The sequence below is a fragment of the Candidatus Pelagibacter ubique HIMB140 genome, from assembly GCF_025558165.1.
GTDB classification, from domain to species: Bacteria; Pseudomonadota; Alphaproteobacteria; order Pelagibacterales; family Pelagibacteraceae; genus Pelagibacter; species Pelagibacter ubique_T.
The window spans coordinates 527,322-543,943 of record NZ_LAMZ01000001.1; the positions used below are offsets into that span (position 1 = coordinate 527,322).

The following is a 16,622-nucleotide window of genomic DNA, read 5'->3' on the forward strand; positions in this document are numbered from 1 at the left end:
TTAGATCGCTTTTTTCTCTGAGGTATATAAATTGTAAAATTGAAGTAAAACTGCAAAAATAACTATTGATCCTCCAATTATGACAATGAAAGGTGGCTGTTCATTTATAAACAACCATGCCCATAAGGGACCAAGTACTGCTTCTGTTAACATTATGATTCCAACCATTGCTGATGGTGTTCGTTGAGCACCGATAGTAATAAATATAAAACCTAATCCTAATTGTAAAAACCCAGCTAAAAATCCTAAAAAAATATCATTAGGAGATATCATTATTTTTTCTGACATTAGGTAACCTATTAACAACGCAAAAACACCTGCAACAAATTGAGCAGGAACCATATCAACAGTTGGATATTTTCTTACTACCAAAATTAATGTGGCAAAGGATATTGGCATTATGAAAGCTGCAATATTTCCAGACATTTGACCTGGAGATAAAGAACTTCCAACCATTAAAAGTATTCCTGAAATTGCAAGAATTATTGAAGTAAGAGTAATTACTGAAATTTTTTCTTTTAAAAAAAAGTAACCAAATATTGCTAAGAAGATTGTTTGTGTTTGAATAATAAAATTAGCATTAGCAACTGTTGTGTTATACATCGCAAATACATACCCACTAAACCCAAGTGACAAAATAAATCCACCAAAGAAACCAGGAAATCCTAAATTATAAAAGGATCTAAATACTTGTTTCTTATAAGTTAAAGTTAAATACAAGCTAATAACAATTAGGAAGAATACCGTTCTCCAAAATAATATTTGCCAAAGAGTTGCTCCCTCAAATGATTTTACAATCAAACCTCCAAAACTAAGACTACATGCACCTAGAAAAACTAAGAAGGGTCCAGGAAGTTTTCTAATAATATTCATTATATTTGATTAAGTAAGTTCTGAGTGTCCATCTCATATAATTTAAACAAAGTTTCAGCATCAGATAAATTTATCTCTTTAAATTTAATTTTTGAGCCAGGTGATATTTGTACTAAACGATCATAATCAACGCTGGCCACCACACCAATTTTTGGATATCCTCCAATAGTACCATGGTCTGACAGCATAATAATCGGGTTTCCATCTGCGGGTACTTGGATAACTCCTTTTAACAAACCTTCTGATTTAATATTGGTATTTACAATGTTTTCAATTTTTGGACCTTCTAAACGCATCCCCATTCTGTCTGAGAGTTTTGATACAGAAAATTCTTTTTCAAAAAATATCTTTTTTCCTTCCTCTGAAAAATAATCAAAGTTTGGTCCTTTTATTACTCTGATATTTTCAACTTTAGAATTTATATAGTTAGTTTTTTTTTTACTTTGTTCTGTATTAATATTTAAGATATTTATTTTTTGACCGTTCTCTAATTTTTTTCCATCATTTGATCCGATATTTGCCTTGGTATTTATAGAGCAACTATTCCATTGAAATTTTAAATCTAATTCTCCACCAACTGCTAAATAGCCATAAACTGATTTATTTGTTGAGATAAGATTGATTTCATCTCCACTTTCGATTTGATAACTCTCATAACAATTACCATCAATTTCTGTGCCATTTTTAATAATTTTAAAAACAATATCACCTGTAACTGCTATGTTAATTTTATCTCCAGAATATTTTAAATGTGGTCCTTGGTATGCAAATTCTATAACTGGAGAATTTAATTTATTACCTGCCAGCTTGTTAGCTAAACTATAATTTCTATTATCCATTGCTCCACTAAATGGAATTCCTATATGATATAAATTATTTCTTCCTTGGTCCTGAAAGGTTGTATTTACTCCAGCTCTTATAATTTGGAAATTATTTGTCATTGTAGCTATTATATTTTTCAAGATTTATTTGTTTAAAAACTACTATATCACCAGGATTTATTAAATTTGGCTCTTCCTCTTTTGAATTATCAAAAACATCTACAGGTGTATTACCAAGTATGTTCCATCCGCCAGGGCTTTCAAATGTATAAATATTTGCAAATTGTTCAGTTAAAGCAACTGATCCTTTGGGGACTTTTACTCTTGGTGTTTCTAATCTTGGTACTCTCATATTTTCATCCAAATCACCTAAAAAAGGCATACCGGCAATAAATCCGGTCATATAACAAAAATATTCCTTACTAAAAAAATTTTCTAAAATTTTATCTCGATTAATATTTAATTTTTCTTCTAATCTTTTTATATCAAGAGAAAATTGATCATCACAACAAACTGGAATTTCTATTTTGGTGCTATTGTTGTCTTGAGTTTCATTAACATTTAAATTTTCAATCAATTTTTTAACTTCTTTAAAGTTTGTTTTTCTAAGGTCGTAAGAAACTATTAATTTATTATAAGAAGGAGTAAGATTATTTATACTTTCAACGTTCTCTTTTTTTAAAGCTTTAAAATATTTTATTACTTCAGAGTTAACTGATTTATTTACCTCTACACCAAAATCGCAATAAACAGCTGCGTCACCAAGATTTGATATATTTTTTATCATGGCATGTTATACTTCAACAATTAGAACTATGGAAATTAATATAAATTGTGATTTAGGTGAAAAATCAAAACACCATTCAAATAAATATGATCCAGACTTACTTGATATAGTAAATTCTGCTAACGTAGCATGTGGATTTCATGCTGGTGATGAAGAATCCATGAACCAAGTGGTTCAAATATCAAAAAAAAATGGCGTTAGTATTGGAGCCCACCCATCATTTAACGACCCAGAAAACTTTGGAAGACAAAGAATGAACCTAGCACCTGAAGAAATTAGAAAATTAATTATTGACCAATATGAAATTTTACAAAAAATTGCTCAAGATCATGGAGAAAATGTTACTCATATAAAACCACATGGAGCGTTAAATAATATGGCGTGTGAAGATATTGATTTAGCAACTACTTTAGCGAAAGCAATCAATGAAATAAGTAAAGATTTGATCTATTTAGTTCCTACTGGCTCTAAAATGGAACAAGCAGCTAAAAAATTAGATATGAAGATTGCCTGTGAAATTTTTGCAGATAGAACCTATGAAGATGATGGAAATTTAGTTTCTAGAAAAAAACCACATGCATTAATCACCGATCCTGAAGAAGCTAAAAAACATGTATTAAGCATGGTAAAAAATCAGGCACTGAATTGTCACAGTGGAAAGCACATACCTTGTGAAATCGACTCTGTCTGCATACATGGTGATAACGAAAGTTCACTTGCTACAGCAAGATCAATTAGAGAAAATTTAATTGAAAATGGACTTAATTTAAAACCTTTAAGCCAAATGGAGAAATTTTTATAATGATTAAAAAAATATTTATTACTTTGATATTTGTTTTGTTTGCGTCCAATGCAATATCAGCAGGTTCAGACTCAACACCGAAGAAGGTAAAGTCAGATTACGATAAAGCAGTTACTCATGTTAAAGCTGCAAAAAAATTTGAAAAAAAAGGCAAACTAGAAAAAGCTAAAAAGAGATATGAAAAAGCTCAAAAACTTCTTATAAAATCAAACGATAAAAAACCAAATCAAGCGGATACACTTAATTATCTTGGTTTTACAACAAGAAAACTTGGTGATTTTGAAAATGGAGAAAAATATTATCTTCAAGGTCTAGCAATCAAACCAGACCATATTGGAATAAATGAGTATCTAGGTGAATTATATGTTGCTACAAATAGAATGGATTTAGCTAAAGAAAGACTTAAAGTATTGGAAACTTGTAAATGTGAAGAATACAACGAGTTAAAAGAAATAATAGAAGGTACAAAGAAATCTAAATACTAATTTAATGCTAGATATTCAAGATCCATTAGAGGCAAGAAAAGTTATCAGAGAAAATAATTATAAGGAACAAACTGCAGGCGCTGCTAATAAGTATGTTCAAGGAAATCTTTGTATCTTACCAAGCAAATATGCAATGGACTTTGCTTCTTTCTGCCAAAAAAATCCAAAACCTTGTCCATTAATTGGATTTGGTACTAAAGGAGATCCTTCATTAAAAGATCTTGGTGATATTGATATTAGAACTGATGTTCCTCAATATAGAGTTTGGGAAAAAGGAAAATTAGTTGATGAGCCATATGATATTAAAAAATATTGGAATGAAGATTTAACAACTTTTGTTCTAGGATGTTCAATGTCTTTTGAGCTGCCTTTAATTGAAGCCGGTATTCCAATTCAACACATAGAAAACAATACTATTGTTCCAATGTATAAAACTTCAATAGACTGTGAACCTGCTGGACAATTTTCAGGAAAACTAGTTGTGTCTATGAGACCCTTAAGTTCAAAGGATACAATTAGATCAATTCAAATTAGTTCCAGATTTCCAGCTGTGCATGGTGCACCAGTACATGTTGGTAATCCAGATGAAATTGGGATTAAAGATATAATGAAACCTGAATATGGTGATCCACCTAGGACAATAAAGAACAATGAAATTCCTGTATTTTGGGCATGTGGTGTTACTCCTCAATCTGTTTTAGAAAATTCAAAACCTGATTTTTGTATCACTCACAGTCCAGGTAAAATGCTTATAACTGATAAACTAAATAACGATCTTGCTGCTTTTTAATTAATTTCCTAAAAAAACTTTAGTTACTTTCTCATTATCAATTAGATCTTCTGATTTACCGTCGATAACTAATCTTCCACTTTCTAAAACATAGCCTCTGTCTGCCATACTTAGAGCTAATCTTACATTTTGCTCTACAAATAAAATTGAAATACCTTCTGCAACAATATTTTTAAATATCTTAATTAAGTCTTTCATAACCATTGGCGACAAACCTAAAAAAGGTTCATCGACCATTAAAAGCTTAGGCAAACCCATCATTCCTCTAGCTATAGCTAGCATTTGTTGTTCTCCACCAGACATTGTTTTTGCTAATTGGTCTGATCTGGTTTCTAGTTTTGGAAATATCTTATAAACTTTGTTTAATGAATTTGTTAACTCTTCTTTAGCCTTAGGATGCCAAGCACCCAATAAAAGATTTTGTTTAACAGTAAGATGAGGAAATACCCTTCTTCTTTCAAGGACATGTGAAATTCCTAATTCAGTTCTTCTATAAGTTGGAATATTTGAAATTAAAGTATTATCAAAAGTGATAGACCCTTTTTTATGCTCAACTAAATTACTTATAGTATTCAAAACAGTACTTTTACCAGACCCATTTGGTCCTAAAAGTGCAACCATTTCAGCTTTATTTACATTAATAGAAACATCCCAGATAACTTGAAAATCATCATACAAAACATCAATATTTTTTACATCAAGCAGCATCAAATGTTCCTAGGTAAGCATCTATTACTTGTTTGTTATTTTGAATTTCTTTTGGTTCACCAAATGCAATTCTTTTTCCTTGGTCTAAAGCGAGAACATTGTCAGAAATTTCCATTATAATATTAATGTTATGTTCAATTGTAATAATTGTTACACCTGTATTTTTTAATTTTTTAACAAGTTCAACAAGTCCAGGAATAGTTTTTTGATCCACTCCTCCTGTTACTTCATCCATCAAAAGTAATTTGGGATCAATAGCCATAGCTCTAGCCATTTCTAATCTTTTCCTTTGTCCAGTTGATAACTCTTTTGCGAAGTGATGTCTTTTTTCAATCAGATCTACAAAGTCAATAATTTCTAAGGCTCTATCTCTTGCTCTTTTAATATCTTTCTCTTTAACAAACGCTCCTATCATAACATTTTCAAGTAATGTTTGATCTGCAAATGGTTTTAGTTTTTGAAAAGTTCTACCTACTCCAAGATTACTAATTTTATCAGGACTAATTCCAAAAATATTTTTGTCATAAAATTTAACTTTTCCAGTGTCTGGTTTTGTAAAACCAGTAATCAAATCAAATAAAGTAGATTTACCAGCACCATTAGGTCCTATCACTCCTAAAATTGATCCCTCTTCGACGTCAAAAGAAATATCTCTATTGGCATGGATTCCACCAAAAGATTTACTTAAATTTTCAACAGTTAATATTTTCATCTTTGTTTTTTTCTTTCCAGAATATCTTTAGGAATAAATGAGATCAGACCGTTTGGTCTAAAAATACAAATAATCATTAAAATCAAACCATAAAAAATTAAATCAACAGCACCACCTGTGCCTCCTAAATAAATTCTTGAATATTCTGAAATTGGTACAAGTATTGCTGCTCCTATAATTGGACCCCAAACATTTCCAATTCCACCTAGCACTGTGATTAATAAAACTATAATTGATATCTCAATATTAAAAACTCTATCTGGATCAATAATTAAAATATATTGAGCAAACAAACTACCCATAGGAGCCATGATCATTGCTGAAATCACGTAAGCTATTATTTTATAATTTGAAACATTGATGCACAAACTTAATGCTGCTTGTGGATCATCTCTAACTGCTCTCAGTCTGTAACCTAGTTTTGATCTACTTAGTAACCAAACCAAAAAAAATGTAATTAAAAAGAATATTAAAAAAACATAATAATAAGGAGCTTTACTGCTATGAAACTGCAAAGCTGACCATGAATCTTCTGGTGTCATTGTCACCCACAATCCTGATGCGGCTCCTACTAAATCCCATCTTTGAAAAACTACTTGGAAACTTATCCCAATTAACAAAGTGGCAATTGCAAAGTAGTGACCACTTAGTCTGAGCATTGGTATACCAATTAAGACAGCAAAAATTCCTGAAACAAACATACCAAAAAATATACTGATCCATGGTGTTATTCCGTACTCCATATAAAAAAATGAAGTTGCATAAGCACCTATTCCAAAAAACGCTCCATGACCTAAACTAATTTGACCAGAAAAACCTGCAATTACATTCCAAGACTGAGCCATAACTGCATGCATAAAAATCATAATAAATAAATGAAGATAAAATGAATTCATCCCAAATAGTGGGAGTGCAAACAAAAGTATAACCAAACCAGCAATAATTGATATTACTCTATTATTTGTATTCCAAATCGGTTCTGATTTTGCAATTTCTAACTTACTATCCATTAATATCTACCGAACAAACCTTGAGGTTTATAAATCACAACTAAAAGATAAATTGCAAATACATATAAAAGTTTAAATGATGGATCTATCAATAATCCACCAAGAGATTCTACTAATCCTATAATTATACCAGCATATAAACACCCAATAATGCTTCCAAAACCTCCTAATGCTACTGCAACGAAAGCAAATAATGCAAAATTGATACCAACATCAGTAAAAATAAAAAAATAGTTTGCCATCATTCCACCCGCTACTCCTACACAACCAAGTCCAATTGCCCAACCAATTGCAAACATTTTATTTGATGGAATTCCTAAAATTTCTGCAGCGTGTCTATCTTGAGCTGTTGCTTGAAGAGCTAATCCAGTTTCTGTTTTTGTTACAAACCAATACAAACCAAAAAAAGCAACTAGACAAACAAGACTTGCATATAATTGAGGTTGACCAATAAACACAGATCCAATTTCAATACGTCCCTCTAATAGAGGTTTATCAACGTTTCTAAAGTCTGGTGTCCATAATAATTGTGCAATCGATCTAATAAAAATAGACAATCCAAATGTTGCACAAATTTGGATAAGCATTTTTGCTTTTAAGATATAGCGAATTAAAAAGTAATGTGTGATGATCCCACAAAATGCCAACAAGAGTATTGTTATTGGTATTGAGAATAACGGATCTAACCCAAATAAAGACCAAAGCCAAAATGATGAAAACATAGACAACATCAAATGCTCTCCATGAGCAAAGTTTACAATTTCCATTAATCCAAAAATTAAACTTAAGCCTGCTGCAATTAATGCATAGATTAATCCCATCATTAATCCTGTGACTATAGCTTGAATTATAATTTCAGAGGTCATTTGGTTTATTATTAAAGTATATATAAAGAATGTATATATTAAACAAATACTTCTTAAGCATTAGTAAAATAAAAAAACTAAATCATTGAATTGATCAATTGAATAGTATTAAGTTAGACATTTAAAAATTAAACAAGAGGGAAAAAAATGAGAAAATTAATTCTTACAGTATTTACTTTTTTTTCATTAGTATCTGCGCCAGCAATTAGTTACGCAGAAGATGTAAAAATTGGAGTACTTTATCCACTTACAGGACCTGTTGCTCAGGTTGGTAAAGACGCTGTTGCAGCAGTTAAGACAGCTTTAGATATCATCAATAACAGTCATAACATTCCAGGTATGCCACTTGCGAAAGATGCAGGATTAAAAGGATTAGATGGCGGTAAAATATCTATCGTTGTTGGAGACCATGGTGGAAAACCAGATATCGGTGTTGGTGAGACTGAGAAAATGTTAAATTCTGATAAAGTTCATGCAATGTTTGGAGCTTACTACTCATCAGTAACTGGTGCTGCTAGTCAAGTGTCTGAGAGAGCAGGAATACCTTGGGTAAACGGTGAATCTACTTCTCCAAAATTAACAACAAGAGGATTTAAATACTTCTTCAGAGTTACTCCACACGATGGTGAGTTTACTCAGCTTATGTTTGAATTCATGAACGACTTTAACAAAAAGAATAGTAATAAGTTAAAGACACTAGGTATTATTCATGAAGATACATTGTGGGGTGCTGACAGTGGTGGAACTCAAGACAAAATGGCTAAAGAACAAGGTTATGATGTTATAGAGAAAATTAGCTACAAAGCTAAAACAACAACTTTAAGTTCTGAAGTACAAAGATTGAAAGCGAAAAACCCAGATGTTTTATTGCCTTCATCTTATACAGCTGATGCATATTTATTTTTAAATACTGCAAAAGAACTTGATTATAATCCTAAACTTTTAGTTGCTCAAAACGCTGGTTATACAGATCCTAAGTTCATAGACACAATGGGAAGCAAAGCAGAAGGTGTGATCACAAGATCACCTTTTAACACTGACTTAGCAAAAACTATTCCTATGATTGGAACTGTAAACGACTTGTTTAAAACACACTCTGGTGGAAGAGATTTATCAGATGTACCTGCAAGAGCGTTTACAGGTTTTATGGCTTTAGCTAATGCAATTAATAATGCTGGATCAACAGATCCTGAGAAAATCAGACAAGCTCTAGTAAATCTAGATATGTCATCTGAGTCTTTAATTGTTCCTTACAGAGGAATTAAATTTGGAGCAGATGGTCAAAACGAAAAAACTAGAGGTATTTTAATGCAAGTTCAAAATGGAAAATACTGTACAGTATATCCATTTGAATTAGCAGCTTGTGAGTTAAAATATCCTATGCCTACTTGGTCTGAAAGATAATTTATTAAAAATACAATTATTAAGGCGGTCAAATTTTTTGACCGCCTTTTTTTTATTCTTTTGATTGCAATCTTGTTAAATTGAAATAATAATTAGACATCTTGATTGAAGAGCTCATAATTCTAACCCAGATTATTTTTATCACTATTATCTTAACAGCAGATAATGCCGTGATCGTTGGATCTATTGCATCAAATTTTGTACCCAAAAATAGAAAGCAAATTATCTTATGGGGGGTAATTGGAGCATTTGTATTTAAAATCTTTTTTGCAATCTTTGCTACTTTTTTATTTGAATTTTATTTTATAAAAATTTTGGGTGGGTTGTTGTTAGTGTGGATAGTTAATGATTTAAGAAAAGACCTCGTTGATATTAAAAATATAAAACCTTCAGTTAAAAAAACAAAACAACCTTCGTACATAAATAGTATAGGTAAAGTGCTATTTGCTGATCTGATGATTAGTTTTGACAATGTTATAGGTGTTGTTGCTGCAGCTCAAGGATATTTTGGCTATATGATTTTTGGTCTTGTCCTATCGGTCGTTCTTACTGGTGCATTAGCTACTTATATGGCTAATTATATTCAAAAACATATTTGGATAGCTTACATTGGTTTAATTTTTATTTTAGTTGTTGGTCTACAATTAATTATTGGTGGTTTGGTAGATCTAGAAATACTTAATATTAACGAAGAATTTAAAAAATACTTTTAATTAAAAGAATATTTTTTTGAGGGAAATTTTCTCTTTTTAACTTCATTTGCATATTTAGAGACTGCTTTTGATATTTCTGTTTTTATATTTGTATATTTCTTAACAAATCTAAATTTGATTGGATTTAAACCGATTAAATCATCAAATACCAAAATCTGACCATCGCAATTATTAGATGCGCCTATCCCAATTGTTGGAACGCTAACACTTTTAGTTACTTGTTTTGCTAATGATGTTTGAACACACTCTAAAACCATACAAAATGAACCAGCTTCTTCAAGTAACTTTGCGTCTCTCATAATATTTTCTTTTTCACTTTGTTTCTTACCTTTAAATTTAAATGTTTTATCTGACTGAGGTAAAACTCCTATATGGCCCATTACAGGAATATTATTGTTAACTAAGGTTTTAATAGTATTTATAATTTTCTTTCCTCCCTCTAATTTGACCCCATCACATTTAGTTTTTTTCATAATTAATTTTGCATTTTTCAATGCCTCTTTAGGATTTCGATAAGTGTTATGAGGCATGTCGACAATCATTAAACTTTTTTTAATACCCATACGAACACTTTTGGAGTGTTCAATCATAGTATTTAAAGTTACTTCTCTTGTAGACTTATAATTATATAAAACTGATCCCAGTGAATCCCCTACTAAAATTAGATCACAATAATTGTCTAAGACTGATGCAATATTTTTAGAATATGCAGTTAAAGTTACTAATTTAGTTTTATTTTTTTTCTTTATAAAGTCTGAAATCTTTTTGTTCATCGACCTACCAAGAGCCGGTATTTTCCATTGAAGCCCATGGCTCTTTAGGCTCTAAATTTCCTTCTTGTAGGATTTCTATTGAAATTTTGTCAGGTGATCTAACAAATGCCATATGACCATCTCTTGGTGGTCTATTTATAGTATAACCCATGTCCATTAATCTTTGACATGTCTCGTAAATGTTATCTACTCTATATGCAAGATGACCAAAATTTCTAGAACCTTCGCCTAGCTCGTCTCCGTCCCAATTATATGTTAACTCAATTTCTGCTTTGTCATCATTAGGAGCAGCAAGAAAAATTAAAGTAAATCTTCCTTTTTCATTTTCCATTCTTCTTGTTTCTTTTAAACCAAGACCTTCGCAGAAGAATCTTAAAGACTCATCTACATCCTTAATTCTGATCATTGTATGTAAATATTTCATAGGGTGTTTTTATAATTAAAATTACTCTAATTCAATAGTACTTGGAGGCTTAGAAGTAATATCATACACAACTCTATTAATTCCTCTTATGCTATTAACAATTTTGTTAGAAATAGTTTGCATAAATGATTTTTTAAATTCATAAAAGTCTGCAGTCATTCCATCTTCAGAGGTAATTGCTCTAAGTAAACATAAATATTCATATGTTCTATTGTCACCCATAACTCCAACTGTTTTAACTGGAAGTAATGCTGCATAAGCTTGCCAAATTTTGTGGTAAAGCCCGTGATCTCTTAAAGCCTGAATAAAATAATGATCAGCTTCTTTTAAAATTTTAATTTTTTCATTTGTTATAATACCAGGCATTCTAATTGCTAGACCAGGGCCAGGAAATGGATGTCGTGAAATTATTTCATGACTTAAATTTAACTCTAAACCTAATTTTCTAACTTCATCTTTAAATAGAAATTTTAATGGCTCTACTAACTTTAAGTTCATTTTTTTAGGTAAACCACCCACATTATGGTGAGACTTTATTTTAGAAGTTTGACTCCCTGTAACAGACTTGCTTTCAATTAAATCTGGGTACAACGTTCCTTGTGCTAAAAATTTTACATTTTTTATTTTCTTTGCGTATCTCTCAAATATTTTAATGAATAAATTTCCTATTATTTTTCTTTTTTTCTCTGGATCCGATACATTTTTTAATTTACTTAAAAATTCCTTTTCAGCATTCACGTAGATTAAATTCATTTTTAGTCGTTTTTTAAAAGTTTGAACAACCTGAACTTCTTCATTTTTTCTAAGCAATCCAGTGTTAACAAAAATACAATATAGTTTTTTTCCTATTGCTTTATTCAATAATTGAGCAACCACACTACTATCTACTCCACCTGATAACGCACAAATAACTTTATTATCTCCAACTTGAGACCTTACATCTTTAATTAATTGTACCTTTTGATCTTTTGAAGACCAATTTCTCTTAATTTTACAAATAAGAAAAATAAAATTACTAATTAGTTTTTTTCCGTTCTCTGTATGAGTTACCTCTGGGTGAAACTGAACACCATAAAAATTTTTAATTTTATTTTCTACAATTGCAAATTTAGAATTTGAGCTTGATGCAATTACTTTAAAATTTTTAGGTAATTTAGATACTTGATCAGCATGGCTCATCCAGACCACTTTAGATTTTTTTGTACCAAAAAAATTATTAGTTAAGAGACTATTATTTTTTTTAATTACATTTGCTAAACCAAATTCACGGTGCTTTGATTGTTTTACTCTTCCGCCATTAAGTTTTGATAATATTTGGTGTCCAAAACAAATACCAAGAACAGGAATATTTAGTTCTAAAATTTTTTTATCAAATGAGTACTTATTAATTTGATAAACATTCAGAGGACCTCCTGATAAAATTACACCTTTTACGCTTTGATTAATTTGATTAAGTTTAATTTTTTTATGACTTACAATATCAGAGAAAACTCCAAGCTCTCTAATTCTCCTTGCTATTAATTGAGTAAATTGTGAACCAAAATCTACAATTAAGATTTTGTTAAGGCTATTATCAAGACTCATTGCTTGGTTCTAGATTTTTTAAAGACTCTAAAATTTCATTATTTTCATCACATAATGACCTACATACTTGAACAAATGTTTCAGATAATTCTTTAACTTTATCGTAATTGGATTTTTCAAGTGCAATTTTCATTAGCATTAAAATAGCTTCTTCATTTTGAGGATCAATTAATAGAGTAGTTTCTAAGTTGTATTCTTCTTTTCTTTGATCTTCTTCGTGATTATAAATTTTTGCTAAATACAAATATGAATTTGCATCCTTTGGATTAAATACAATATTTCTCTCAAATAAAAATCTCGCATCCTCATATTTTTCTTTTTCATATAATTGAATCGCTTTATTGAAAAAATTTTCCTTTGAAAAAGAACTAGATTGAAACGAAATAATTAAAACAACCAGCGAAATAAATTTCAAAATTTTATTCATTAATATTTACTATCATTTTTGATTACGTCTACATTATGAACCATACTTTCATAAAATCCAGCTTTAGTAATTTTAACAAATTGTGGTTTATTTCTCAATTTCACAATTTCTTTTGAACCAAGATAACCCATAGATGATTTAAGGCCACCTATTAATTTAAATATAATGCTGCCAACATCTCCCTTGTATTTTACAAAACCCTCTACTCCTTCTGGAACATACTTAGATGAATCTTTTTGTTTAGTTTGAAAATATCTATCAGCTGAACCTTTGTTCATTGCACCTACTGATCCCATCCCTCTAAAACTTTTAAATAATTTTCCATTTTTTTTAATTAGTTTACCAGGCGTTTCATCTGTACCTGCAAATAAAGAACCTATCATTACTGCATCAGCGCCTGCTGCAAAAGCTTTTGCCAAATCTCCAGAATATTTTATTCCACCATCAGAAATTATTTTTACATTTTTATTTTTAAGTCCATTTCTTACAGATAAAATTGCACTTAACTGAGGAACACCTATCCCTGCTACTAATCTTGTTGTGCAAATTGATCCTGGTCCAATCCCAACTTTAATAATATCTACTCCTAATTTAATTAAAAATTTTGCTGCTTCTGGTGTTGCAATATTTCCAGCACATAAAGCGATATTTTTACCTTTAATTTTTTTTATATATTTAACTATTTCTCCTACTTTTTTGGTATGGCCGTGGGCAGTATCCACTACGATTAAATCAACGCCTTCTTTAAGAATGGCTTTTGCTCTATCAAATTCAGCAATTGATGCTCCAACAGCTGCACCAACTAATAATTTTTGTTTTTTAACTTTTTTAATTTCCAAGATTTGTTTTTGGATATCTAAATTTCTGTGAATAACTCCAATTCCTCCAGCTTTACCAATTGCTATTGCCATATTGCTTTCTGTAACAGTGTCCATTGCAGAAGACAAAAGTGGGATTTTAAGTTTTAAATTTTTCGTTAAATTGACTGATGTATTTACTTCAGATGGCAATATCTCCGAATACTTCGGGGCTAACGTAACATCGTCAAAGGTGAGTGCTTCTTTTATAGGAACCATGATCTTTTATATACGATTCCTTTTAATTTTAAAGTCTCTATCTAAGTTTTTTACAAATTATAAAACTTTCTTTTGAATCTTTTCTACTCGATTTAGGTTTAAAAACCTTAACTTCTTTAAAATATTTTTTACCTTCTGCGACTATTTCGTTAAAAGTTCCCCCCATAAAGATTTTAGAAACAAAGTAACCATTTTCATTTAATAAATCTTTTGCAAATACCATTGCTTCTTTACAAAGTTCTCCTGTTTGAATTGAATCAATATTTTTGATTCCTGTTGTATTTACAGCCATGTCTGACATCACAACATCTACTTTAGAGGTTGTGTTTTTTTTTATCTCTTGCTGAACTCCTTCTTCTGTGAAATCACCTTGTATTTGAAGACTTGATCCAATTGGCTCCATCTTTTTCAAATCAATTGAAATTAATTTCCCATTCTTAGATACTTTATTTGCATATTGGGACCAGCTTCCAGGAGCAGCTCCAATATCAATAACAGTTAATCCACCTTTAAAAATTTTAAATTTTTCGTCAATTTCTATAAGTTTGTAGGCAGATCTTGCTCTATAACCATCAACTTTTGATTGTCTAACGTATGTATCTCTTCGCTGTTTGTTAACCCAATTTTTTGAAATTTTATTTTTTTTCAATTAATTTTCAAATCTTAAGCTTTTATTTAATATCTTACCATCAAGAGTTTGGATTTCTATTTTGATATCTTTATTTACTCTCATATCTTGATTGTTTTTCCATATGCCAGCAGCAAGATGCATTATTCCAATTTTGTAATTTGGTAAATAAGGTTCAACAAATGTATTATTTACCTGATCAAATTTTGGTAAAAGATTGCTTGTTATCCAGTTACAATTTAAAGGTAAAAATTCAGTTTCAATATTATCATGATAAACCGAAATGTTCATTGCAAGTTGTTCGGAGCCAAAAATATCTCCGCCTTTTAAAGTTTCTCTGAGATTATTTTGCCAAATTTCCCAAGATTTAGAATATTTTTCTAGAGAAAAGACACCTATATTTATATGAGGTGCAAAAGCTAATTTCCTAGCTTTGTCCATATTAATTTTAGATTTTACTGCATGTTTAAAATTTTGAGATTTAATTATTGCGAGTTTTCCAAAAACCCAATTTACCTTTGAGGTAATTTTATAACCTGGTCCAATAGTTTGGGTTATTCCCAATTTGTTATCATCACAGGCTTTGAAATATAATTCTATTGTTTGCCAATCATTGACCCAAGCATCACAATCAATCCAAAGATATTTTTCATAATTAGGAAAATATTTTGGTAGAAATGCTCTTGAAACTTGGCTTTTTAACCATTCTCTTCCTTTAATTTTACTTTCAGGAACTTTTATATCCCACTCTGCAGATTTAATCTCATCTACTTTAGATAATAATTTATTTTTTTGTTCTTCTGATAATCCAGCATCCAAAACACATATTGCAGTATCTTTGCTAGCTTCGAACTGTTTGATGGAGTCTATTAATTCATCCAATAAAGGGAAATAATTAGAGTCTGCTAAAGAAACAATGGTATTTTTTTTCATTACAATACATCTTCAAGATCGTCATCTTCATCATCATAATTCTGACCTTCGTTTTGTTTTTTAAGTTTTTGATAATGAAAAAAGCTTATTGGGAGCATAGTTAGATAAATTAAAGCACTTAATGAAATTACATTAAAAGGATAAATTAACAATAATCCAAAGAATAGAACAATTCCAAATAATAAGAAAATTGTTGCCTTTCTTTGAATTACAATTTTTTTAAATGAATAGCTTGGAAATTTACTAATCAATAAAAAAGAAGTGACAATAAAAAATATCGGCACAATAATCGCATAATCTATTTTAAATAATTCAATACTAGACATACTAAATATCAGTGGTGTTAATACTAAAATTCCACCAGCTGGAGAAGGAACACCTTCAAAAAAATTATCTCTCCAAGATGGTTCGCCTCCTGTATTTACATTGAAACGTGCCAATCTTAATGCAACACAAATTACATATATTAAACAAACTAGCCATCCAAACCTTCCAAGTTCATTTAATTTCCAAAAGTACATTATAAAAGCAGGAGCAACCCCAAAGCTAATCATGTCAGTCAAAGAATCTAATTCCTTTCCAACTTTTGATGTACCTTTGATTAATCTTGCTATTCTTCCATCTAGTCCATCAATTACAGCTGCAATAATTATTGCAATGATTGCAAACTCATATCTTCCATCTAAAGCAAATCTTATAGAAGTAAGACCAATACAAACACCTATAAGTGTAAGCATATTAGGTAAAATTACTCTAGCACTCCTTTTTTCAGGAACTATTTTAAAATTTTTTTTAGGTTGTTGCAT

At 30.2% G+C, this 16,622-nt stretch carries 20 protein-coding genes; 5 read left to right on the forward strand and 15 right to left on the reverse strand.

The window, feature by feature from the left end; all coding sequences use genetic code 11:
- The 3 genes from VP90_RS02995 to VP90_RS03005 are packed head-to-tail and all read right to left on the reverse strand — an operon-like array spanning position 1 to position 2,481.
- Complete coding sequence (locus VP90_RS02995; RefSeq protein ID WP_262589609.1) at positions 1 to 873, reverse strand: DMT family transporter; 873 nt, start codon at positions 871 to 873, stop codon at positions 1 to 3.
- On the reverse strand, positions 873 to 1,814 hold the full coding sequence (locus tag VP90_RS03000) for a biotin-dependent carboxyltransferase family protein (RefSeq protein WP_262589610.1): 942 nt from the start codon (positions 1,812 to 1,814) through the stop codon (positions 873 to 875). Before VP90_RS03000 ends, VP90_RS02995 begins: the two co-directional genes overlap by 1 nt.
- Positions 1,804 to 2,481, reverse strand: coding sequence for an allophanate hydrolase subunit 1 (locus tag VP90_RS03005; protein ID WP_262589611.1), 678 nt, complete (start codon positions 2,479 to 2,481; stop codon positions 1,804 to 1,806). The genes VP90_RS03000 and VP90_RS03005 overlap by 11 nt, the downstream gene beginning before the upstream one ends.
- Positions 2,482 to 2,509: 28 nt before the next feature.
- On the opposite strand from VP90_RS03005, the gene VP90_RS03010 reads away from it, so the two are divergent.
- The 3 genes from VP90_RS03010 to VP90_RS03020 are packed head-to-tail and all read left to right on the forward strand — an operon-like array spanning position 2,510 to position 4,558.
- Positions 2,510 to 3,283: a 5-oxoprolinase subunit PxpA gene (locus VP90_RS03010; protein WP_262589612.1), complete on the forward strand. Its 774-nt coding sequence runs from the start codon at positions 2,510 to 2,512 to the stop codon at positions 3,281 to 3,283.
- Positions 3,283 to 3,768: a tetratricopeptide repeat protein gene (locus tag VP90_RS03015; RefSeq protein ID WP_262589613.1), complete on the forward strand. Its 486-nt coding sequence runs from the start codon at positions 3,283 to 3,285 to the stop codon at positions 3,766 to 3,768. Before VP90_RS03010 ends, VP90_RS03015 begins: the two co-directional genes overlap by 1 nt.
- 4 nt (positions 3,769 to 3,772) lie before the next feature.
- The gene (locus tag VP90_RS03020) at positions 3,773 to 4,558 is read left to right on the forward strand and encodes a putative hydro-lyase (protein WP_262589614.1); all 786 of its coding nucleotides are present in this window, start codon (positions 3,773 to 3,775) and stop codon (positions 4,556 to 4,558) included.
- Here VP90_RS03020 and VP90_RS03025 read toward each other — a convergent pair whose 3' ends face one another.
- Genes VP90_RS03025 through VP90_RS03040 form a run of 4 tightly spaced genes read right to left on the reverse strand, consistent with a single transcriptional unit; the run spans position 4,559 to position 7,854 of the window.
- Positions 4,559 to 5,266, reverse strand: coding sequence for an ABC transporter ATP-binding protein (locus VP90_RS03025; protein ID WP_262589615.1), 708 nt, complete (start codon positions 5,264 to 5,266; stop codon positions 4,559 to 4,561).
- The gene (locus tag VP90_RS03030; RefSeq protein WP_262589616.1) at positions 5,256 to 5,978 is read right to left on the reverse strand and encodes an ABC transporter ATP-binding protein; all 723 of its coding nucleotides are present in this window, start codon (positions 5,976 to 5,978) and stop codon (positions 5,256 to 5,258) included. Before VP90_RS03030 ends, VP90_RS03025 begins: the two co-directional genes overlap by 11 nt.
- The gene (locus VP90_RS03035) at positions 5,975 to 6,988 is read right to left on the reverse strand and encodes a branched-chain amino acid ABC transporter permease (protein WP_262589617.1); all 1,014 of its coding nucleotides are present in this window, start codon (positions 6,986 to 6,988) and stop codon (positions 5,975 to 5,977) included. Before VP90_RS03035 ends, VP90_RS03030 begins: the two co-directional genes overlap by 4 nt.
- Positions 6,988 to 7,854, reverse strand: a complete 867-nt coding sequence (locus VP90_RS03040) for a branched-chain amino acid ABC transporter permease (protein WP_262589618.1) — start codon at positions 7,852 to 7,854, stop codon at positions 6,988 to 6,990. Before VP90_RS03040 ends, VP90_RS03035 begins: the two co-directional genes overlap by 1 nt.
- A 147-nt stretch (positions 7,855 to 8,001) precedes the next feature.
- Here VP90_RS03040 and VP90_RS03045 point away from each other — a divergent pair, with 147 nt between their 5' ends.
- Positions 8,002 to 9,258, forward strand: a complete 1,257-nt coding sequence (locus VP90_RS03045) for an ABC transporter substrate-binding protein (RefSeq protein WP_262589619.1) — start codon at positions 8,002 to 8,004, stop codon at positions 9,256 to 9,258.
- Between the two features lie 101 nt (positions 9,259 to 9,359).
- A complete protein-coding gene (locus VP90_RS03050) occupies positions 9,360 to 9,971 on the forward strand; it encodes a YjbE family putative metal transport protein (protein ID WP_262589620.1) in 612 nt (203 codons plus the stop codon).
- Here VP90_RS03050 and panB read toward each other — a convergent pair.
- From panB to pssA, 8 genes are read right to left on the reverse strand one after another with little or no spacing between them, the layout of a single operon-like run.
- Positions 9,968 to 10,744 carry a 3-methyl-2-oxobutanoate hydroxymethyltransferase gene (gene panB / locus VP90_RS03055; protein ID WP_262589621.1) on the reverse strand — a complete coding sequence of 259 codons (777 nt, stop codon included), beginning with the start codon at positions 10,742 to 10,744 and terminating at the stop codon, positions 9,968 to 9,970. The genes VP90_RS03050 and panB overlap by 4 nt on opposite strands.
- A 4-nt stretch (positions 10,745 to 10,748) precedes the next feature.
- Positions 10,749 to 11,168 (reverse strand): VOC family protein, encoded by a 420-nt coding sequence (locus tag VP90_RS03060; RefSeq protein WP_262589622.1) that lies wholly within the window; start codon positions 11,166 to 11,168, stop codon positions 10,749 to 10,751.
- 21 nt (positions 11,169 to 11,189) lie between these two features.
- Positions 11,190 to 12,752 carry a glutamine-hydrolyzing GMP synthase gene (gene guaA / locus VP90_RS03065; RefSeq protein ID WP_262589623.1) on the reverse strand — a complete coding sequence of 521 codons (1,563 nt, stop codon included), beginning with the start codon at positions 12,750 to 12,752 and terminating at the stop codon, positions 11,190 to 11,192.
- Positions 12,742 to 13,179 (reverse strand): tetratricopeptide repeat protein, encoded by a 438-nt coding sequence (locus VP90_RS03070; protein ID WP_262589624.1) that lies wholly within the window; start codon positions 13,177 to 13,179, stop codon positions 12,742 to 12,744. The genes guaA and VP90_RS03070 overlap by 11 nt, the downstream gene beginning before the upstream one ends.
- Entirely contained in the window at positions 13,179 to 14,255 is a 1,077-nt protein-coding gene (guaB, locus tag VP90_RS03075; RefSeq protein ID WP_262589626.1) for an IMP dehydrogenase, read from the reverse strand. The genes VP90_RS03070 and guaB overlap by 1 nt, the downstream gene beginning before the upstream one ends.
- 37 nt (positions 14,256 to 14,292) lie before the next feature.
- Positions 14,293 to 14,904 (reverse strand): RlmE family RNA methyltransferase, encoded by a 612-nt coding sequence (locus VP90_RS03080; RefSeq protein ID WP_262589627.1) that lies wholly within the window; start codon positions 14,902 to 14,904, stop codon positions 14,293 to 14,295.
- Positions 14,905 to 15,816: a glycosyltransferase gene (locus VP90_RS03085; RefSeq protein WP_262589629.1), complete on the reverse strand. Its 912-nt coding sequence runs from the start codon at positions 15,814 to 15,816 to the stop codon at positions 14,905 to 14,907. It lies immediately after the preceding gene.
- The gene (gene pssA / locus VP90_RS03090) at positions 15,816 to 16,622 is read right to left on the reverse strand and encodes a CDP-diacylglycerol--serine O-phosphatidyltransferase (RefSeq protein WP_262589630.1); all 807 of its coding nucleotides are present in this window, start codon (positions 16,620 to 16,622) and stop codon (positions 15,816 to 15,818) included. Before pssA ends, VP90_RS03085 begins: the two co-directional genes overlap by 1 nt.